The sequence below is a fragment of the Vibrio salinus genome, from assembly GCF_021272385.1.
GTDB lineage: Bacteria > Pseudomonadota > Gammaproteobacteria > Enterobacterales > Vibrionaceae > Vibrio > Vibrio salinus.
On record NZ_JAJSDZ010000009.1, the window covers coordinates 71,792 to 91,550 of the forward strand.

The window sequence follows — 19,759 nt, forward strand, 5'->3', positions numbered from 1 at the left end:
TGATATTTTTTTTTGCTCCGGCTATGCTGATGATAGTTAGGTAAAAAATGAAGGTGTCGTTATGTGTTATCAACATATCCTGGTTGCACTGGAATTATCTGAAGACAGCAACAAGGTACTTATCAATAAAGCGACTGATCTCGCTGAATCTGTGAATGCAGAAGTCTCTTTCATTCATATTGATGGGACTCTGGGCGAAATTTATCCGGAACTGATGGACATTCAGGAACACCCGGATGACCGGCCTCTGAATGAGTACTCAAACGAACAGCTTCATCTTGTCCAGAAACATACGGACTTCCCGATTAAGCATTTTCTGGTCGGTACCGGTGAGCTGGCTGATAAGCTGGGGGAAGTGATTGGTGAGTATGGATTTGATGTGCTGATTTGTGGTCATCATCATACCTTCTGGAGCAATATTGTTTCTTATTCCAGAAAGGTCATCAATAAGTCACCCATCGATATTATTGTTGTGCCGGTGTAATACCCGGAATACTCTTAACCGTTTCGTTTGTAAGCCGGGTAATTGATTTATCCGGTTTTTTGTATGACTGATAAACGTTATCCATGTTTAGAATGTTTGGCCTTTTGGACTCTAAATAATTTCTGGACATAAATAAGTTAGCAGCGCACGAAACGCATTCATAAGTATCCTAAGAAGATTAGAACTCTTCATTACAAGCTAAAAAGACAAAATTATTTAATATCAAAATCTTGTTTTGGATACAGTTCTATTTTTTGTACCACTCTTTGGCAATATGAGGATCACGATTTATAAGTCAACTCCAAGTAGGGGAGCATGCTTTGAAAATGAGGCCACCTTCGTTCACTACAAACTGATTAACCATAGTTGCCCAAGCTTCAGTCATATGTGAAACATTGAGCGTATAATCTAAAGGTGGCATTATTTCCTACTAATCTAGCTTAATACCTGAATGGATAAGGAGTTACCCTCTAATGGATGAAATAATTGCCTTTGCTGATGAAAGTGGTAACACCGCCGGCTGTCCTTGCTACACGATTGGCATCCTTACTATTCCCACACACTACTTAGATGAGTTCGATAGTCAGCTAAAAGGCATGATTGCTAAGAGTGGTATTCGAGGAGAACTGAAATGGCAAAAGATCAGAAAAAGTGCTGGGAAGCTAAACCTATGTATAGGTATCGCGAAGCTAGTATTAGAAAGCCCGTGTTCGTTTCATTGTATCGTTGTGCGCAAAGACTTTTATCGGAAGTGGCAAATTGATGAAGAGGAAGCCTTTTTTACAACTTATGATTACCTACTTGCTAACACTCTGAAAAATAAAAATAGTAGAACGACTGTCAAAATAGATCAGAAAAGCACCTCTTATGCCAAACAAGACGAGGTAGTTAAGATCATTAGCAACCATATAATCAGGAAGAAAACTGGCAGAGCTAAAATCGAAAAGCTAAGTATGGAAGATTCCAAACAGCACCTTGGCTTACAGGCGGTTGATATTCTAACTGGCGCTGTAAATACAGGACATTGGCTCTTTATGGACAAGAATGCGCAAATTGACCTTGCAAAAAAGATAGCTTGCAAACGAATTGCAATGACGCTTGGGTGGAAGAAGCTAGTTCACGATACAATGCCAAATGATGAGTTCAATATTTGGCACTTTCCTCAAGAATACAGAAGTACCCCATCAACTGAAAAAGTAGCTATCAACCTTGAAGTTCCTACCGTTTCTCGAGAAGAGTACGAGTACTGGGCAAAAATTTATAGCTAATGGCCTAATTTGCCAATAGTTAAGACAAGAATCTTACTTTCCGCTTTATTGAAATGAACCTAGGCTGTACTTATTAGGTATAGCCAATTGACTGCATTCAAGCTCTGATCAAATCGTACCCACAAAAGTTAGGTTAGCATTTATGGTGCGCCATACCATGTAGCATTTAAGAACCAAACGAGAACAATTCAGTCCTATAACAAGCTTTGGGGCATAAATGAGTTAGCAGCACAATTAAACTCGTATTTATCTGATATGACCTGTACTTTGAATGGCTATATGTTGGGAACTGTAGCCTAACCTATCGCAAGCTCGAAGCCTTGCTGTATATAAATGGTGAGTTAAAGCATTTGGTGGTAAATAAACGACAGCGCTTTCAGTGACTTTGAATACAGTATGTTGATTTGAAGGAAATTCAGATATAAAAAAAGACGTCGTCTGACGTCCTCTACAGTGTTGTGGTGCAGATGGGGAGACTTGAACTCCCACGGCCGTGAAGCCACTAGCACCTGAAGCTAGCGTGTCTACCAATTCCACCACATCTGCGTGCCGCCTACTATCCAGATAAATGCATAGTGTGAAAAGTGTTATATGTACAACAAGTGATTTATGTCACAAAAAATCGCTGCAAGTGTCTATTAATAATACAACGTGTCCAGGGAATGTCTATTCCATTGATAAAAGTAATAAAGGTAGTGAACGGGATTATCGGGAATCAGGCCTTGGAGTATATATCTCTTTCCCCCAGCCAGCGTTCAATGATGGCCTTCGTATTTTCCGGGAAATTATCGTGCAAATGACGGGCAATTCTTTGTACTTCCGGTATTAATTGCTGATCACGAACTAAGTCGGCAATTTTAAAATCGGCCAGACCGGTTTGCTTGGTTCCCAGAAGTTCACCCGGCCCGCGGATTTCCAGATCTCGTTGGGCAATAACGAAGCCGTCATTACTCTCACGCATGACGCCAAGACGTTTCTGTGCCGTTTTTGACAGAGGGGGATGGTAGAGTAAGACACAATGACTGGCAACGGAGCCCCGGCCGACACGCCCCCTTAGCTGGTGGAGCTGGGCAAGCCCGAGGCGTTCCGGGTTTTCGATGATCATCAGACTGGCATTGGGAACATCCACCCCAACTTCAATCACCGTTGTGGCAACCAAAAGGTGCAGTTCATTCTCTTTAAAGCGCTGCATTACCGATTGTTTTTCAGCGGCTTTCATTCTGCCGTGAACCAGACCGATTTTAACGTCCGGCAGTTTGCGTTGCAGTTCCTGACAGATTTCCTCGGCAGCCTGTGCTTCCAAGATTTCCGATTCATCGATCAGTGTGCAGACCCAGTAGGCTTGCTTTTGTTCCGACACACAAGCATCATGAATGCGCTGAATAATGTTATCCCGTTTGGTATCCGGAATGGCAACGGTCTGAATAGGGGTTCTGCCCGGAGGCAATTCATCAATAACGGACGTTTCCAGATCGGCATAGGCAGTCATTGCCAGTGTTCTGGGAATGGGGGTGGCCGTCATAATCAGCTGGTGTGGGTACCAGCCGTTTTTTGCCCCTTTTTCTCTTAGCTCTAAGCGTTGATGAACGCCAAAGCGGTGTTGTTCATCAATAATCACTAACGCTAGTTTGTGAAACTCAACCTGTTCCTGAAACAACGCATGAGTCCCGACGACGATGTTTGCTTCGCCATTGGCAATGCTTTTCAGCGCCACTTCTCTGGCTTTTCCTTTTAATTTACCGGCCAGCCAGCCAGTCTTTAGTCCTAATGGCGTCAGCCAGTTTTCGAAGTTATTCGCGTGTTGTTCTGCCAGAAGTTCCGTTGGGGCCATCAGAGCAACCTGATATCCCTGCCCGATGACGGATAAAGCGGCGAGGGCAGCCACTAAGGTTTTACCGGAACCGACGTCTCCCTGAACCAGGCGCATCATAGGATGGGGTTTGGCCAGATCCGCTTCTATTTCACCGGCAACCCGCTTTTGTGCTCCAGTTGGTTCAAAAGGTAACTGGTTTAAAAAGGCTGCCATTAACGATGTTTGAGCACCGGAAGGTATCGGCGGGGCATCTTCTGTTTGTCCTTTGCTTCGTATGGCAAGCATCGATAGGTTTTGTGCCAGCAATTCTTCCATAATCAGTCGTAGCTGAGCTGGATGACGTCCCCGGTCGAACTGCTCAAGATCGATATCCGCCGGGGGACGATGAATGGTGTGTAGTGCCAGTGCCAGTGTCATCTGGTGATCATACAATCCGTCCGGAAGCAGTTCCTGTACCGCCGATTTTTCAAGCAGATCTAACGCCTGATCCGTCAGATTTCTGATGGTAATCTGACGTAGCCCTTCGGTTGTTGGATATACGGCTGTCAGGTTGGCTTCCTGAACCGGCGCTTTTTGTGATGTAAAAAATTTATAGTCCGGATGGACTATCTCCAGACCGTAATTTCCCCGTTTGATCTCTCCATAAACATGGACCATCCTGCCTTCACTGAAATTGTTTTTCATACCGGCATTGAAATTGAAAAATCGCAGGGTAAGTGTTCCGTTTCCGTCACTGATTTTGACGGTTAACATTTTTTTACGGCCAAAGATCGTATCTGTGGACATGACTTTTCCCTGAGCTGCGGCCCACAAACCGGGATGTAACTGGATAATCGGATAGATACGGGTACGGTCTTCATAACGAAGAGGAAGGTGAAACAGAAGATCCTGGACGGTTAAGAGTCCTATTTTTTCTAACTTTTCAGCTACTTTTGCACCAACCCCGCTCAGGGAGGTCAGAGGAACAGCAGATAAAAGTTGTGACATAACAGGACTCTATCAATCGGTTAACGTAGGGTTATTCAATCATTGAACTGTTTTTTTGTACAGGTTTTTTGAGAATTATTTGGCCTGCATCGCAGTCCACCAGTCTTTATCTGCAACGATTTGTCCTTCGTCATCCAGTGGCGGATAAGGCAGAGCCTTTTTTCTGGCGACCCGGGCTAAAACCGGATGACCCCGCTCGAACAGAATGCGGTGAATGTCTTTCTCTGGCAGAGCACTGACTGTCCGGTCATACATGCCTGCCAACTGGCGCTGACGCTGCGCTTCGTAAAGAATAAGTGCACTGGCCACAGACACATTAAGCGACTGCACCATGCCGACCATAGGGATGACAATATCCTGATCCGCTAGTGCCAGTGCTTGTTCAGAGATGCCGGTTTTTTCACTGCCGAGAATGATGGCAGTTGGTTTGGTATAGTCGATGTCACGAAAATCCACTGCAGAATCAGAGAGATTGGTAATCAGTATCTGCATATTCTGTTTTCTGAGGTGAGACACGGCAGTATCGATTGAAGAATGAGTGTCTACTTCAACCCAGTTTCTTGCCCCGGCTGAGGTGTGTGACAGAGTCCGCATGTCCTCCGTGGGCCAGACGGCATGAATTTTACTGAGACCGGTGGCATCCGCTGTGCGAATGATGGCTGAGACATTATTGGGCTTGTGGACTTCTTCTAAACAGAGTGTTAAGTCAGGTTGTCGGGATTTAAGAACTTCCTGAATCCGGTTGTAACGATCAATATTCATAATAATTGAGGGCTAAAGCCGCCTGATTAATAACTAAAATGACGCCCTTGATATCAGGTATCAAGGGCGGTGATTACGTGTCGGTGCTGTCGGTCTGAACTTAAAGTAAAATTAACTCCGTTTCCGCCGGACTTTCAGAGATTGTGGCATGACACGGATTTTACGCATAATTCCGGCCAGATGAACACGATCTTTGGTCGTTAGTAAAACGGTTACCGTGTATAGGCGTCCGTCTTTTTCTTCTGTTGACAGACCATGGATATTTGAACCGGTATTGGCTATGACATTGGTGAGTTCTGCCAGTGCTCCCTGATTATTCATCAGGTCCACTTTTAGCTCGGTCACGAATTCCTGATCATAATCATCAGACCATTCTACCGCCATGTAACGTTCCGGCTCGCGCTGGTATCCCCGAACGTTTGCACAACTTTCCCGGTGAATAACCAAGCCTTTTCCGGGGGAAATATGGGCGACGATATGATCATCCGGAATGGGATGACAACAGTTGGCAAAGTTCAGCAAAATGCCTTCGGCTCCGCGTATTGGCAGTTTCCGTTTCGGTTTGTCACTGTCTTTGACAATGATTTCATCGGCATTGCCGAGTAAGCGACGTGCAATCACAATGCTCATCAGTTCACCCAGACCAATTGCGGCAAGCAAATCATCCAGAGATGACATTTTCTGTTCATCAATGATAATCTGAATAGTGTTTGGATCAATGTCGTTCAGCGCGTGATCACCCAGTGCATGGTTCAGCAAACGGCGGCCAAGGCTGATGGACTCTTCGCGGCGCATGGTTTTTAGAACCTGACGAATTTTCGTCCGGGCGCGGGAAGTCACTACATAGTTCAGCCAGGCGGCGTTGGGTCGGGCTCCCGGAGCACTGATTATTTCAACAGTCTGACCAATTTTCAGTGCCTTACTGAGAGGATAAGGGTTGCGATCGACTCTTGCTCCGACACAGGTATTACCGATGTCAGTATGTACGGCATAAGCAAAGTCAACCGCAGTGGCATTGGCTGGTAATTCGACAATACGCCCTTTCGGTGTAAAGACATAAATTTCGTCCGGGAACAGATCCGATTTAACATTTTCAATGAATTCGAATGAGTTACCAGCACTTTGCTGAAGTTCCAGCAGGCTTTGCATCCACCGTTGTGCTTTCACCTGAGCCGTTGTACCGGAACGCTCACCGTTAGTTTTGTATGACCAGTGAGCGGCAACCCCTTTATCAGCCATTTGATCCATGTCTTCCGTGCGGATCTGAACTTCCACCGGAACCCCGTGAGGTCCCACCATAGAGGTGTGTAAGGATTGATATCCGTTGGCTTTTGGTACTGCAATGTAGTCTTTCACCCGGCCGGGTCGAGGTTTATACAGACTGTGGACCTGACCAAGAGACCGGTAACAGGCATCGGGTGTATCGACGATGATCCGGAACGCGTAGATATCCATGATGGTATGGAAGCGTTGCTCTTTGGTTTTCATTTTGTTGTAGATAGAGAAAAGATTTTTTTCTCGGCCCTGCACTCTTGCCGTGAGCCCGAAATCTCTGAGGCGACCTTCAATTTCGCTGTGAATTCGTTGAATCATCTCTTTTCGGTTACCACGAGCTGATTTTACAACGTCTCTCAGCACACGATAACGATTTGGGTAGAGTGCTTCAAAACCTAACTCTTCCAGTTCTGTTTTGATATTGTGAATACCCAGACGGTGTGCCAGCGGAGCAAATATCTCAAGCGTTTCCCGTGCAATCCGGCGACGCTTGTCCTGACGCAATGCGCCCAGTGTCCGCATGTTATGAGTGCGGTCAGCCAGTTTGATTAAGATAACTCTTATGTCCTGAACCATCGCAAGGATCATCTTACGAAAGTTTTCAGCCTGTGCTTCTTTTCGATCACGAAATTTCAGTTTGTCGAGTTTCGATACCCCGTCAACCAGCTCAGCCACGGCGGTTCCGAACATCGTTTCCAACTCTGCCTTGGCTACTTCCGTGTCTTCGATGACATCGTGGAGAAGAGCGGCTTGCAGTGTTTCCAGATCAAGACGCATTTCAGCTAAAATACGTGCGACGGCGACAGGGTGAATAATATAAGGTTCGCCGCTTGACCGGGTTTGCCCTTCGTGGGCATCTCTCGCTACCACATAAGAGTGACGCAGAGCCTCAATTTGAGGCTCTGACAAGTATTCCTGGGCAACGTCTTTGAGGCTATCGAATAGATACAAATTACAGGCCCGTGATGTTGTGTGATTTTACACTCACGATTAACGGTTGTGAGCGATACTGCTTACGGCTGCAAGTTCAGCCGCTTCCTGTTCTTGTTGTTCCTGACGTTCACGTGCATCCAGAACTTCTTTTGTGATCAGACCTTCTTCGATTTCACGTAGAGCAATGACGGTTGGTTTATCGTTCTCTTCCGGCACCAGAGAATCTTTACCGCCAGTTTGCATTTGACGTGCGCGGCGTGCCGCAATAAGAACTAAGTCGAAACGGTTGCCAATTTTTTCAACAGCGTCTTGTACAGTTACGCGTGCCATGAGAACTCCAAATAGTTAAATATATTAATTACAACAAGTGACCGTAAAGTATACAACTTAACACATTGATAGGCTAGTTGCAGACCTTACATAAATGATAAATTCAGGCTTATTCTGCTAAGAGCTCGGTAAGCATAGGGTTATATTTAGCAGCTTGCTTCTCTTCTTTCAATCTTTCCGCACGGATGATGGCCTTTAAATCAATCAGAGCCACATCAAAATCATCATTTACGATGACGTAATCGTATTCCGCATAGTGGGAAATTTCTGACCGGGCTTCATTCATTCGCTTCGCTATCACCGTATCACTGTCCTGGCCCCGGGCCGTCAGACGTCTTTCCAGCTCTTCTTTCGAAGGTGGTAAAATAAAGATACTTTTTGCCTGTGGCATTTGCTGACGAATTTGCTGCGCTCCCTGCCAGTCGATATCCAGAAAGATATCAATGCCTTTTTTCAGATTATCTTCGATCCAGATACGTGATGTACCGTAGTAGTTTCCGAATACCTCGGCGTACTCAAGAAATTCACCTTTGGCGATCAGTTCTTCAAATGTTTCCTTCCGGATAAAGTGGTAATGAACACCGTCTTCTTCGCCTGGACGCATGCCCCGGGTTGTATGAGAGACAGACACTTTCATCGCATAAGTCGGGTTGGTTTCCAGTAATGCCGCAATCAAACTTGATTTACCGGCACCGCTCGGTGCTGAAACGATATAAAGAGTACCTTTACCCATAATTACAATTCCACAGTCAATTGAAGAAGTTATTTTAAGATAGTCTTACCTGTATTGCCTGCGGGTTTTGCCGACAGGCAGAAAATGGAGGCGAAGAGTATCACGATCCTGACGATCTTCTCAAGTTTTAAACGATCGACAGGGGATTGCACTTATTAAAACTTCGCGTATAATCGCCGCTCCTGAAGAGGTGATGAAAAAATCATCACATCACATTGTTGAATGAAGTTTAACTTCGTTTGGGTTCCCTCGCCCCCAAATCAAACTAAAAAGGTATAACATGAGTCAATTTACCCCTTCTCAGCAACGTAAAGCCCTTTCGTATTTGGTTGTATTTCATCTGTTGGTGATTGTATCCAGCAATTATCTGGTCCAGATACCCTTTGTTATTTTTGGTTTCCATACCACCTGGGGAGCTTTTACGTTTCCGTTTATTTTTCTGGCAACCGATTTAACTGTTCGTATTTTCGGTTCGTCTCTGGCCCGGAAAATTATTTTTCTGGTTATGCTACCTGCACTTGCTCTGTCTTACGGCTGTTCAGTTGTCTTTCATCAGGGTGAATATCAGGGACTGGCTCCGCTCTCTGAATTTAATCTGTTTGTTTTCCGTATTGCGGCTGCAAGCTTTATGGGATATTTACTGGGACAGATTCTTGATGTCCATGTTTTTAACCGTCTGCGTCAGTTAAGACAATGGTGGATAGCTCCGGCGGCATCAACAGTATTCGGTAATGCGTTTGATACTATTTCATTTTTTGGGATCGCTTTCTATCAAAGTCCTGATCCGTTTATGGCGCAGCACTGGACTGAAATTGCGATGGTGGATTACAGCTTTAAGTTATTGATTAGTCTGGGACTGTTTGTTCCAATGTACGGTATTCTCCTGAATTATCTGGTTCGTAAGCTTACCTCGGTGAATCCGGGGCTGAAAATTGTAGGTATTAATGCCTGAGCGGTAGTTTTACGGATATCAGCCCGGCTCTGCCGGGCTTTTTTATGGCTGGATATTATTGATCCGATCCAGATGTATCATGAAATCGTCAGCATTCATGAAGCCGGTTATCCGGGTTGATGGTGACGTGTTCCCTTGTTTGTCCCAGAACAGTAAGGTAGGCAAACCCAGAATGTGAAGGTGTTTCAACAGTGCCTGATCGTTTTGGTTGTTGGCGGTTACATCCGCCTGAATGAGGGTATAACCGGACAATGCCTGCTGCACGTTTTCGCTTGAAAACGTGTACTTTTCGAATTCTTTACACGCGACACACCAGTCGGCATAAAAATCAATCATAACGGGTTTCCCATCATTTTTGGCCTGTTTTAACTGTTGTTCCAGCTGACTGACCGTAGTGACCCGGATAAATGCCAGTGAATGCGATTCATGCCAGGACGGGAGCAATACGCCGGTGATGGTAATAAAGGCAATACCGGCTGACAGTATGACTCCCGCTATTTTCGTTTTGAGTCCGGAGTCATTTCTAAAGCTGGCCCAAAGCAGCCAGGTAATGGCTGAAGTAGCGAGCAGAGTCCAAAGAAGCGATGAAACGGTCGCAGGTAATATTCTTTCCAGTAAGAACAGAGGGGCTGACAACAGAACAAAGCCAAACAACTGTTTTACTTTGTCCATCCACATGCCGGAACGGGGAAGTATCTGCTGGCCGAATAACGCTACAGCAATTAAGGGGACTCCCATGCCCAGAGCGAGAAGATAAAGAGCCAGAGCGCCGATATAAAGGTTGCCAGTTTGAGATACGTAAATCAGAGCACCGGATAGTGGTGCCGTGGTGCATGGTGAGCAGACCAGACCGGAAATCGCCCCCATCACAAATACCCCCCCAAATGTTCCGCCTTTCTGTCCGTTACTCCATTCATTGAGCCGGGTCTGTAGCGACGGTGGTAACTGAAGTGAAAACAGGCCAAACATCGACAGAGCCAACAAAATAAACAGAAGGCTTAATGTGCTCAGTACGTACGGATTTTGTAAATAAGCCTGAAACTGTAATCCGGCAGACGCAACAATCAGACCTAGAATGGTGTAGGTCAGTGCCATTCCCTGAACATAGGTAAATGAAAGTGAAAAGGTCTGCTTTCTGGTTAGTTTCCGTTGTCCCAGAACAATGCTGGTCAGAATCGGATACATGGGCAGAACACAAGGGGTAAAAGCCAGCCCTATTCCCAGAGCGAACATAAAAAAGAGGGTCCAGTAGTTATCGGATAACTGGGCAGCAATCTGATTTTGCTCAGAAACCGGAGAAGAGAGCCCGGTCGTTTTTACCTGTGTTGGTGTCAGTGTGATAGTGCGGGTTTCCGGAGGGTAACAGAATCCTTTATCGGCACAGCCCTGATACTGAATGCTGATGGAAGCGCCGGGATTTATGCCGTTGAGTGACAAAGAAAGGAACAGAGAATCCCGGTATATTTCTACCTTCCCGAAAAATTCATCCCGATGAGGCAATCCTTCGGGCAAGGTTAATGGTCCGGAAATGACATTCTTCGCATTGATTGTTATATTTTTTTTGTACAGGTAGTAGCCGGATTTTATTTGCCAGTCGATATTGAGTTGATTGCCTGACTGAACCGCGTTGAATGCAAAGGCTTGATCGACGGTCACAAAATCGTTGGATGACTGGCCAAACGGGTCTGTCTGGCCTGATTTAAATGCCGCCTGAGAGTACTGAGATAATAATAAACTGACAACCAGTAATAAAGTTCTGAGCATAACGAGTAGATGAAAGTAATTCAGACCGGATGATAAGCTAACAGTTATGAAAGAGATATACCAGCGATGGTATGAAACAGAGCTTAGCGCTGCCGCTCCGCCTTGGTGGTATTTTCTACAATAGTTAAACTTTCAAATTTATGAGCCGAGACGGTATTTTTCCCTTTTCTTTTAGAACGGTATAGTGCTTTATCAGCATACATGAAGGTTAACTGACTGTCCTCGTCGATTTCGGTGATGCCAATACTGACAGTAATCGGAATATTGTTGACAGTGTTGATAGAGTGGTTGAACCGGTGCATCAGTTCGTAGGCAGATTTGATATCAATGTGCTGAAGTATTACTGCAAATTCATCCCCCCCGATACGGGCAATAATGTCGGTATCACGTAACTGATTAGTCAGTTTTTCCGCTAAGCTAACAATGACATCATCACCAGACTGATGACCATAAGTGTCGTTGATGTTTTTGAAGTCATCAATATCGATGATTGCCAGACAGCTCATAGGCTGATTTTTATAGCGGCGTTTTAAACGGGAATAATGGCCGAGACTGTCATTGAATTTTTTCTTGTTCCACAACCCGGTTGCCGGATCTTTCTGGCTTTGATTTTTGAGTTCATCGATGACCTGAAGTTGTTCTGAGATATCAATGAAAGAGTACATATATTGTTTGTTGCTGTGAAAAGAACCGGGCAGCTCTTTTACTTCGAGCTGGTATGAGACGCCGTGAATGTCACACTCATCTTGCCAGTGCTCGCTGACGGATAGAGCCTGTTTGAGTTTCAGTCTGGAAAGACGGATGCGGTCCACTTTCAGGAGATTGATGTTTTTGAGTTCTGATTGCTCAAGTTCCAAAAGATGGCAAAAGAGCGTGTTTCCCATGAGGACCTGATGGTTCGCATCGGTTAAAGCCACCGGGATACTATTGTCAAGGACACTTCGGCTGAAAATTCTTTCAATGTTCATTTTGGAATAATTAACCCAGAAAATGGCAACCAGTCCGGATAGCAAGCCAAGTAATAACAAAAGAGTCAGCGCATCATTTTGTGTTTCCCGGTCATGACTTCTCAGAACTTCACTGATTTGGTTTGTCGGTATCAGGGTGACCAGTGTCAGTTTTCTTTTTGTGTCGAAAAGGGGAGCGGAGAAAGGTTTGTAAACGTAAAGGCCTTTTGGCGATAGCATGGCTCCGCTTCGGGTTTTAGAGGATGATATTTGCTGCCATAACTCTGGATTTTGAGTTGGCAGATTCATATCATTTCGTTCTTTGATGAGATTGCCGAAAAGTTTGGTGCTGTCACTGCTCAGGAGGTAATAGCCTTTAGTATCGACGAAGCTGACGGAATAGTTTTGCTGGCTGGATGTAATGTAATCAATGGTTTCCAGTACTTCCAGATTAGCAATAAAGTAACCATAACGCTTCCCATCTATATCAATAGGATAGATCAGCCGGAATCCGGGTTTATAGGGAATTAACGGTTTTCCGTGTTCATATTCCAGATCGATACCAAATGAGCCTTGCTCCCCAGGTTTCAGGTGGCTGGCATAAATAAAATAGTCACGGGTGCCTTTTTCTTGCAACTGATTGTCCGGTACGATGTATGGGACCGTCATTAATGGTGTTGATTCGACCCTTATAATCTCTTTACCCTGAGTATTTAAGTAACGAAGTTGGTAAAAATACCGGACATTTTCTTCTGTTATCAGCCATTGGTGCTCGATGTACTCTTTCAAGCGTGGTTCGCTTGACTTTGCAAAATCATACAGTAAAGGTGACTGGCTTAATTCTTTGAAAGTATTTCTAATTTGGGTGTGAAGTCGGTTTGCCCTGTCATCAACAAATGATAGAAACTGGTTTCCCTGCTCTTCAAAACGGGCAATTAAAAAATGATGGGCCTCACTGGTAGTATGGCGGTAGTAAATTAAAGGTATGACTGACAGTATCAGCCAGACTAACAGCATTTTTTGGAGTACTTGAATTGAGGTTTTCATTCTTATCCTGATACCTTATGCCACCAGATTATTATGAGCCTCTCTTAAAGCTAGTGTATGAGTGGTTTTTTGCCATCAAATTTTTGCTAATAGCAATGGTTCTCGGTTTCCTATCCGCATTAATACGAAAACAGAGATTACTGCTGATGACAAATTTGTCAGGTGAATTCGGAATATGGCAGAGAATAGGATAAACTAGTGAAACATATTGGTGCGGAGGTTGTGTGTTTCCTATCATTCTTTTATTTTTTATTGCTGTTCCAGTAATAGAAATTGCGTTATTTATACAGGTCGGCGGTTTCTTGGGATTTTGGACAACCATTGCGTTAGTGTTGTTAACGGCATTTGTCGGGGCGTCTTTGGTACGCAGTCAGGGCTTGCAGACATTAATGACCGTTCAGCAACGGCTTAATCAGGGAGAATTACCAGCCAGGCAAATTCTGGAAGGTGTGTTGCTGGCGGTTTCCGGTGTATTACTGTTAACTCCCGGTTTTATGACCGATGCTCTGGGGATGGTTATTTTGCTTCCGGGCCCACGTGCAATGCTTGCTCAGTACCTGATGAAGAAAGTGGTGGTTCAGGGGCAGTTTAATCCAGGGTTTCACCACTCATATCATAATACCAGCCAAGATGATGGTAATACTTATGAGGGTGAATATGAGCGTAAAGACAGCGATGATCACCACAAACTAAAGTAAGTTCCCCCCACTGAGTCTAGTTACTGAGTTGATAGACTGTGTTTATTGAGCTCCGTCGAAGTCCATTTGACGCCAGGCCTCATAAGCAATGATAGCAACGGCGTTTGATAAATTCAGGCTGCGGGCTTCTGCCATCATCGGGATACGGATTCGTTGTTCCAGCGGCAGGCCTTCGATGATATTTATAGGCAGGCCTCGGGTTTCCGGCCCGAAGAGCAAAACATCGCCCTGCGCATAGTGCGGATCAACATGATGACCCGTTGTTTTTGTTGTGCATGCGAAGAGCCGGTATGGTTTTCCTCTGTTTTCTAAGTATTCAAGAAAAGCCGGATAGTTTTGATGTCGGGTTACGTTCATTAGGTCCCGGTAGTCAAGACCGGCCCGGCGGACCTTTTTCTCTTCTAAGTCAAACCCCAAAGGTTCAATTAAGTGTAAGCTGGCACCACAGTTTGCACATAAACGAATAATGTTTCCAGTATTGGGGGCGATTTCAGGTTCATATAAAGCAATATCAAACATGATAGGATCTTTGCTGGTCGGAAATGGATGGCAAGAGTATATACCCAAGAGCATTTCAGGCAAATAATGAAGTTTTTTGTTGATGAAGGCATCGCTAAGCCCATTTTTAATGCTTAAAACGGGCTGAAAAAGATAGAATTTATGATAAAACCGGAAGTTGAAAGCAGATTTTTAAGCCGCCAAGTGGCTGGCTTCTTGAGGCTTCAATGGTTCCGCTATGCTGCCGGATGGCATTTTCTGTAATGGCCAGCCCGAGCCCTGTTCCGCCACTTTGTCTATCTCTGGCCGTTGAAACCCGGTAAAAAGGCCGGAAAATATCGTTTAGTTCCTCTTCCGGGACACCTGGGCCGTCATCTTCAACCGTGATGTATAAGTGCTCGCCAGATACTGTGAATTGGATAACGATTTGTTGCTGAGCATACTTAATTGCATTCCGGATGACGTTCTCCAGTGCGCTGATTAACAGTTTGGGGTTGCCTGAAATAGAACGTTCCGGAATGGCGGAATAGAGTAGTGTTTTTTTGAGTTGCTCCGCTTCAAACTGAGCATCATCAAGCATAGCTTCCCAAAGACTGGATAATGACTGTGTTTCGTGAATCAGATGACTGTCTATCTGCATTCTGGAAAGCTCAAGAAGTTCACTGATCATCTGTTCTAACCGGCGTGCTTCGGTATCGATTCTCTCTAATTCCTGTGTTTCTCCCAGCTTACGTTTTGCCAGTGCATTCGCCATGGTTAAACGAGTCAGGGGGGAGCGTAATTCGTGAGAAATGTCTGAAAGCAGCCTTTGCTGGCCGGAAATCATCCCATTAACAGCTTGCACCATTTTGTTGAAGCTTTGTCCGGCCTGGCGGAATTCTATCGGACCGAATTCAAGTGACGGGTCACTTTTAAATTCACCTCTGGCTACCCGTCGCGAAGCCATGGCCAGCTTGTTCGCAGGCTTGCTTAATGCCCAGGCAAGCCAGAGTAGAAATGGTGTACTGACCAACATGGCCAATAGCAAAAAGGAGATCGGGTTGTCCAGTAACCGGATAATGAATGGGGGTTCATTATCTGAACGCATTGCTACATATAGCAGTAAATCCCGGTTGGCTATGTAAATGGGAAAAGGGCCGATAATGGTCAGTCGTCCGTAGAGCCTTTTTTGTGGGTCTGAAACTGAATCACTGGAAGTGATGAAATTTTTTAATGCTCTGACCCTAAAACTGGTCCGGGTATCGGAAGGAATGAGGTTGCCATCTTTATCCGTCAGAAAAAAGCGCATCCTTTCCGGTCCATGGTCCATCCGCATATTGAGATGCTTTTCGATTCTGGACAGATCATTTAATCCGGCAAACTGAAGTTCAATGCTGTTTTTAATATCGTTAAAATGAAGGGTTTCTCCATGGGATAAGTTTTTTGAGCGGCGGGGATCCAAGTGCGGTAAAGATAGCACAGTAATCAGCACCAGAAAAATAATCAGCCAGAAAACAGCAAAAATCCGGCCATATAAATTATTGAGTTTTGGTAACCGCATTAATCCTCCAAAATCATCATGTAACCCCGGCCCCGCAATGTTTTAATCCGTTGTTTCCCATTTTGACGCTCCGGTAGTTTTTTTCTGAGGTTTGAGACATGCATATCAATTGCGCGATCAAATGCAGATAAATGTTTTCCCAGAACATCTAAACTCAGTACTTCTTTAGTGAGTGTTTTTCCCGGATGTTGAATAAAGTGGCTGAGCAGGGCAAATTCTGTGGTGGTCAGATCCAGCAATTCACCATCGCAATACGCTTCCTGTTTCCCCGGATACAGAGTTATATCCTGATAGCTGATTTGGTCGCTTTTCGATTGGCTGTTGTTTTGTGTTCTTCTTAGAATAGCTTTGATCCTGGCCAGAAGCTCCCGGTCACTGAAAGGCTTAGGAAGATAGTCATCTGCGCCCAGTTCCAGTCCGATGACCCGGTCAATTTCTTCACCTTTTGCCGTTAGCATCAAAACCGGAGTCTGCCAGTTTTCCCGTAACTTTTTGAGCATATCCATCCCGTTCAGTTTGGGCATCATGACATCCAGAAGAATAAGGTCGATACTGGCATCGATGCAGGTTAATGCTTCTTCACCATCGTTTGCTTCCGAAACGGTGAATCCTTCAAAGGTTAAAATTTCTTTTAGTAGCCCTGTTAATTCAGAGTCATCATCGACAATCAGTATGTGCGTCATTTTGTGTCTCCGGGATGTTTTTTATTATTTTACGGGTAAATTGGCTGAATGCCTGTATACAGACCGTAGTCTTTACACTCTTTTACGCCCTCTATACGTTGCTTGACATGGGAACCGCTATTCTATAATCACACGCTAAGAAACACGAAACGAATGATTCATTCTGGAGGTACACCTATGAAAGCTCTGAAAAAATACATTATTGCAGCGGCCGCTCTTCCTGTCATCTTAGGTTCTGCAAGTGCGTTTGCTTATAATGGTCCGAAAGATGGCAGAAAACCAATGATGAATGACTGTCAGCCTGGTAGTAGCGAACGTTTGATTATGAGACAACTCAATCTGTCGCCCGAACAACGCGATGAAATCCGTTCGATTCACCGGCAGGAACGCGACCAGATGAGAAAGGAAATGAGAAGTCTGCGGGCAGAAGAAGACAAATTGTTACTGAGTAAAGACTTTAGTGAAAGTCAGGCAATGGCTCTGGCGAAAAAAATGTCAGAAGAGCGAATTCAGCACCGGGCTCACATGTTAGAAACCAAGCATAAAGTTCTGAATGTTCTGACACCGGAGCAGAGAGCAAAATGGTCTGAACTTCGTCAGCAGGGAGTTAATGCTGCTGAGCAGTGCTTTCCGGGTAAACAGGGTCCGCGCGGTCGTCGGGCTGATATGGGTCCTCAGGGGCCAAGAGGACCAATGGATGCACCTCAGCCACCAGTAAACGAATAATCATGGATTGTTAATTTATAAAGAGAATAAAGGTAGCGGTCTGTTGCTTTTATTCTCTTTAATTTTTGAAGATTGGGCTACTTTCTGTTTTGGATTCATGCACAAACCGATAAACTGATTTTATAATAAAAGTCGAATTTATGTTTTGTGGGGTTACATGGAAAAAGAATATGCCCGTTTAGTATCTATTGCCGCCTGGTCCGCGACACTGGTCGCGACGTCGCTGTTAATCGTAAAACTGATTGCCTGGTGGGTGACCGGTTCTGTCAGTCTGCTTGCCTCTCTTATCGATTCATTTATTGATATTGCCGCATCGGTGATTAATTTAATTGTTGTGCGTTACTCGTTACAGCCGGCAGACCGTGAACATGCTTTTGGTCATGGTAAGGCTGAATCTCTTGCGGCACTGGCTCAGGCGATGTTTATTACCGGCTCTGCCTGTTTTTTGATCCTGAATGGTATTGATCGTTTTTTCCGGCCTCATGGTTTACAGTCTCCGGAATATGGTGTTTATGTCAGCGCGTTTTCTTTTGCGTTAACGGCTGTGCTGGTGATGTTCCAGAAATATGTGGTCAGAAAAACTCAGAGTCAGGCTATTGCCGCAGATTCATTACATTATCAGACCGATTTATATATGAATGTGGCTATTATGATTGCGCTTGTGCTTAGCTGGTATGGCTTTCATCAGGCTGATGCTATTTTTGCTGTTGGAATTGGCATATATATATCCGTCAGTGCGGCAAGGATGGTTTACCACGCATCTCAGACATTGTTAGACCGAAAACTTCCCGATTTCGAGATCGCACAGATCCGTCAGATATGTATGGATGTGGAAGGCGTGTTGGGCCTTCATGGTGTCCGAACCCGTATGTCCGGACCGGTGCGTTTTATTCAGTTGCATCTTGAGCTGGACGATGAAATCAAACTGATTGAAGCTCATCGAATTTCCGATATTGTGGAAGAAAACCTGAAAGAGACTTTTCCGAGTGCGGATATCCTGGTTCACCATGACCCTTATTCAGTTATTTTTGATCAAGAAATAGATCAAAAAAATCGGGGATGGTAAGGCAATATTAATCAAAAATTAATCAATTTTTGTAATAATAGTACGCGAAAATGATATGTATCAACGAAGAACTGACTCTTTGTTGTAATACTCTTTCACCATTCAAAAAACTTAATCAACGATGCGAAATAAGAGTAGTATTCCTTCTGAATACAGGTAACATATTGCGCAGTTTGAAACCGAATCTCCATTTATTGACAGGTTCGTAAATGGCAACAACTATTAATAATAAGTTCCCAATATCATAGGGGTGAGCATGATTAAAAAGATCGGGATTTTGACAAGTGGCGGTGATGCACCTGGGATGAACGCAGCAATTAGAGGCGTGGTGCGAACTGCATTGGGTGCAGGTCTGGAAGTTTATGGTATTTATGACGGCTATTTAGGGCTTTATGAAGACCGTATCGTAAAACTTGCACGTTCAAGCGTTTCTGACGTTATTAACCGCGGTGGTACTTTCCTTGGTTCAGCACGTTTTCCTGAATTTAAAGAAGAGGAGATCCGTGCGACAGCGATTGAAAACCTGAAAAAGCATGGTATTGAGGCGCTGGTTGTTATCGGTGGTGACGGTTCGTACATGGGTGCGAAGAAATTAACAGAAATGGGTTACCCATGCATTGGTCTGCCAGGCACTATCGATAATGACATCGCAGGAACGGATTATACGATTGGTTACCTGACTGCATTAAACACCGTTATTGATTCGATTGACCGCTTGCGTGATACCTCTTCATCTCACCAACGTATTTCTATTGTTGAGATTATGGGGCGTCACTGTGGTGACTTGACATTAATGTCGGCTATTGCTGGTGGTTGTGAGTACATCATCACACCGGAAACCGGTTTAAATATGGAAGAGCTTATCGCGAATCTTCAGGATGGTATCAAGAAAGGTAAAAAACACGCGATTATTGCTTTGACTGAGCTGATGATGGACGCAAACGAGCTTGCCCGTAAGATTGAGGAAGCAACAGAACGCGAAACCCGTGCAACTGTGCTTGGTCATATTCAGCGTGGTGGCCGTCCGACGGCGTTCGACCGTGTATTGGCTTCCCGTATGGGAAATTATGCGGTTCATTTGCTTCTGGAAGGTTATGGTGGTCGTTGTGTTGGTATCCAGAAAGAAGAGCTGGTTCATCATGACATCATCGATGCAATTGAGAACATGAAACGCCCGGTTCGCAATGATCTGTACAAAGTAGCAGAAGAGTTGTTCTAGAAACATTTAATTGTTGTTTCAGGTGATAAAAAGG

17 protein-coding genes and 1 tRNA gene are annotated in these 19,759 nt (G+C 44.6%); 7 read left to right on the forward strand and 11 right to left on the reverse strand.

Annotated features, from left to right (window positions below; genetic code table 11):
• Positions 1-61 precede the first annotated feature (61 nt).
• Positions 62-484 (forward strand): universal stress protein, encoded by a 423-nt coding sequence (locus tag LRQ06_RS08370; RefSeq protein ID WP_232765915.1) that lies wholly within the window; start codon positions 62-64, stop codon positions 482-484.
• Positions 485-957: 473 nt separating this feature from the next.
• A complete protein-coding gene (locus LRQ06_RS08375) occupies positions 958-1,752 on the forward strand; it encodes a DUF3800 domain-containing protein (protein ID WP_232765916.1) in 795 nt (264 codons plus the stop codon).
• Between the two features lie 459 nt (positions 1,753-2,211).
• On the opposite strand, the gene LRQ06_RS08380 is transcribed toward LRQ06_RS08375, so the two are convergent.
• The 6 genes from LRQ06_RS08380 to gmk all read right to left on the reverse strand — a co-directional run bounded on the left by LRQ06_RS08380 (position 2,212) and on the right by gmk (position 8,585).
• Positions 2,212-2,298, reverse strand: a tRNA-Leu gene (locus LRQ06_RS08380).
• 169 nt (positions 2,299-2,467) lie between these two features.
• The gene (recG, locus tag LRQ06_RS08385; protein WP_232765917.1) at positions 2,468-4,552 is read right to left on the reverse strand and encodes an ATP-dependent DNA helicase RecG; all 2,085 of its coding nucleotides are present in this window, start codon (positions 4,550-4,552) and stop codon (positions 2,468-2,470) included.
• Between the two features lie 75 nt (positions 4,553-4,627).
• Positions 4,628-5,314 (reverse strand): tRNA (guanosine(18)-2'-O)-methyltransferase TrmH, encoded by a 687-nt coding sequence (gene trmH / locus LRQ06_RS08390; RefSeq protein ID WP_232765918.1) that lies wholly within the window; start codon positions 5,312-5,314, stop codon positions 4,628-4,630.
• Positions 5,315-5,425: 111 nt separating this feature from the next.
• Positions 5,426-7,540: a bifunctional GTP diphosphokinase/guanosine-3',5'-bis pyrophosphate 3'-pyrophosphohydrolase gene (gene spoT, locus LRQ06_RS08395; RefSeq protein ID WP_232765919.1), complete on the reverse strand. Its 2,115-nt coding sequence runs from the start codon at positions 7,538-7,540 to the stop codon at positions 5,426-5,428.
• A gap of 39 nt (positions 7,541-7,579) precedes the next feature.
• On the reverse strand, positions 7,580-7,852 hold the full coding sequence (rpoZ, locus tag LRQ06_RS08400) for a DNA-directed RNA polymerase subunit omega (protein WP_004405947.1): 273 nt from the start codon (positions 7,850-7,852) through the stop codon (positions 7,580-7,582).
• 109 nt (positions 7,853-7,961) lie between these two features.
• Positions 7,962-8,585 carry a guanylate kinase gene (gene gmk / locus LRQ06_RS08405; RefSeq protein WP_232765920.1) on the reverse strand — a complete coding sequence of 208 codons (624 nt, stop codon included), beginning with the start codon at positions 8,583-8,585 and terminating at the stop codon, positions 7,962-7,964.
• 280 nt (positions 8,586-8,865) lie between these two features.
• Here gmk and LRQ06_RS08410 point away from each other — a divergent pair, with 280 nt between their 5' ends.
• Entirely contained in the window at positions 8,866-9,537 is a 672-nt protein-coding gene (locus LRQ06_RS08410) for a 7-cyano-7-deazaguanine/7-aminomethyl-7-deazaguanine transporter (protein ID WP_232765921.1), read from the forward strand.
• A gap of 42 nt (positions 9,538-9,579) precedes the next feature.
• On the opposite strand, the gene LRQ06_RS08415 is transcribed toward LRQ06_RS08410, so the two are convergent.
• Together LRQ06_RS08415 and LRQ06_RS08420 are read right to left on the reverse strand one after the other, a co-directional pair.
• Entirely contained in the window at positions 9,580-11,301 is a 1,722-nt protein-coding gene (locus tag LRQ06_RS08415; RefSeq protein WP_232765922.1) for a protein-disulfide reductase DsbD, read from the reverse strand.
• Positions 11,302-11,384: 83 nt separating this feature from the next.
• A complete protein-coding gene (locus LRQ06_RS08420; protein ID WP_232765923.1) occupies positions 11,385-13,295 on the reverse strand; it encodes a GGDEF domain-containing protein in 1,911 nt (636 codons plus the stop codon).
• Positions 13,296-13,519: 224 nt separating this feature from the next.
• Here LRQ06_RS08420 and LRQ06_RS08425 point away from each other — a divergent pair, with 224 nt between their 5' ends.
• Positions 13,520-13,993 carry an FxsA family protein gene (locus LRQ06_RS08425; protein ID WP_232765924.1) on the forward strand — a complete coding sequence of 158 codons (474 nt, stop codon included), beginning with the start codon at positions 13,520-13,522 and terminating at the stop codon, positions 13,991-13,993.
• Between the two features lie 42 nt (positions 13,994-14,035).
• Here LRQ06_RS08425 and LRQ06_RS08430 read toward each other — a convergent pair whose 3' ends face one another.
• The 3 genes from LRQ06_RS08430 to LRQ06_RS08440 form a co-directional block, all read right to left on the reverse strand.
• Positions 14,036-14,512: a tRNA (cytidine(34)-2'-O)-methyltransferase gene (locus LRQ06_RS08430; protein ID WP_232765925.1), complete on the reverse strand. Its 477-nt coding sequence runs from the start codon at positions 14,510-14,512 to the stop codon at positions 14,036-14,038.
• Between the two features lie 139 nt (positions 14,513-14,651).
• Positions 14,652-16,031, reverse strand: a complete 1,380-nt coding sequence (gene cpxA, locus LRQ06_RS08435; protein ID WP_232765926.1) for an envelope stress sensor histidine kinase CpxA — start codon at positions 16,029-16,031, stop codon at positions 14,652-14,654.
• A complete protein-coding gene (locus LRQ06_RS08440; RefSeq protein ID WP_232765927.1) occupies positions 16,031-16,714 on the reverse strand; it encodes a response regulator in 684 nt (227 codons plus the stop codon). The genes cpxA and LRQ06_RS08440 overlap by 1 nt, the downstream gene beginning before the upstream one ends.
• 177 nt (positions 16,715-16,891) lie before the next feature.
• On the opposite strand from LRQ06_RS08440, the gene LRQ06_RS08445 reads away from it, so the two are divergent.
• The 3 genes from LRQ06_RS08445 (at position 16,892) to pfkA (ending at position 19,725) form a co-directional block, all read left to right on the forward strand.
• Complete coding sequence (locus LRQ06_RS08445; RefSeq protein ID WP_232765928.1) at positions 16,892-17,440, forward strand: DUF4890 domain-containing protein; 549 nt, start codon at positions 16,892-16,894, stop codon at positions 17,438-17,440.
• 157 nt (positions 17,441-17,597) lie between these two features.
• On the forward strand, positions 17,598-18,506 hold the full coding sequence (gene fieF, locus LRQ06_RS08450; RefSeq protein WP_232765929.1) for a CDF family cation-efflux transporter FieF: 909 nt from the start codon (positions 17,598-17,600) through the stop codon (positions 18,504-18,506).
• Between the two features lie 256 nt (positions 18,507-18,762).
• Entirely contained in the window at positions 18,763-19,725 is a 963-nt protein-coding gene (pfkA, locus tag LRQ06_RS08455; protein WP_232765930.1) for a 6-phosphofructokinase, read from the forward strand.
• The last annotated feature ends 34 nt before the right edge of the window (positions 19,726-19,759 follow it).

Coding starts and splice junctions, on each gene's coding strand:
- LRQ06_RS08440 (WP_232765927.1), bottom strand. CDS start 16,714: ATGACGCACATACTGATTGTCGATGATGACTCTGAATTAACAGGGCTA.
- LRQ06_RS08375 (WP_232765916.1), top strand. CDS start 958: ATGGATGAAATAATTGCCTTTGCTGATGAAAGTGGTAACACCGCCGGC.
- recG (WP_232765917.1), bottom strand. CDS start 4,552: ATGTCACAACTTTTATCTGCTGTTCCTCTGACCTCCCTGAGCGGGGTT.
- LRQ06_RS08420 (WP_232765923.1), bottom strand. CDS start 13,295: ATGAAAACCTCAATTCAAGTACTCCAAAAAATGCTGTTAGTCTGGCTG.
- LRQ06_RS08415 (WP_232765922.1), bottom strand. CDS start 11,301: ATGCTCAGAACTTTATTACTGGTTGTCAGTTTATTATTATCTCAGTAC.
- trmH (WP_232765918.1), bottom strand. CDS start 5,314: ATGAATATTGATCGTTACAACCGGATTCAGGAAGTTCTTAAATCCCGA.
- rpoZ (WP_004405947.1), bottom strand. CDS start 7,852: ATGGCACGCGTAACTGTACAAGACGCTGTTGAAAAAATTGGCAACCGT.
- LRQ06_RS08370 (WP_232765915.1), top strand. CDS start 62: ATGTGTTATCAACATATCCTGGTTGCACTGGAATTATCTGAAGACAGC.
- cpxA (WP_232765926.1), bottom strand. CDS start 16,031: ATGCGGTTACCAAAACTCAATAATTTATATGGCCGGATTTTTGCTGTT.
- LRQ06_RS08410 (WP_232765921.1), top strand. CDS start 8,866: ATGAGTCAATTTACCCCTTCTCAGCAACGTAAAGCCCTTTCGTATTTG.
- LRQ06_RS08445 (WP_232765928.1), top strand. CDS start 16,892: ATGAAAGCTCTGAAAAAATACATTATTGCAGCGGCCGCTCTTCCTGTC.
- fieF (WP_232765929.1), top strand. CDS start 17,598: ATGGAAAAAGAATATGCCCGTTTAGTATCTATTGCCGCCTGGTCCGCG.
- pfkA (WP_232765930.1), top strand. CDS start 18,763: ATGATTAAAAAGATCGGGATTTTGACAAGTGGCGGTGATGCACCTGGG.
- gmk (WP_232765920.1), bottom strand. CDS start 8,585: ATGGGTAAAGGTACTCTTTATATCGTTTCAGCACCGAGCGGTGCCGGT.
- LRQ06_RS08430 (WP_232765925.1), bottom strand. CDS start 14,512: ATGTTTGATATTGCTTTATATGAACCTGAAATCGCCCCCAATACTGGA.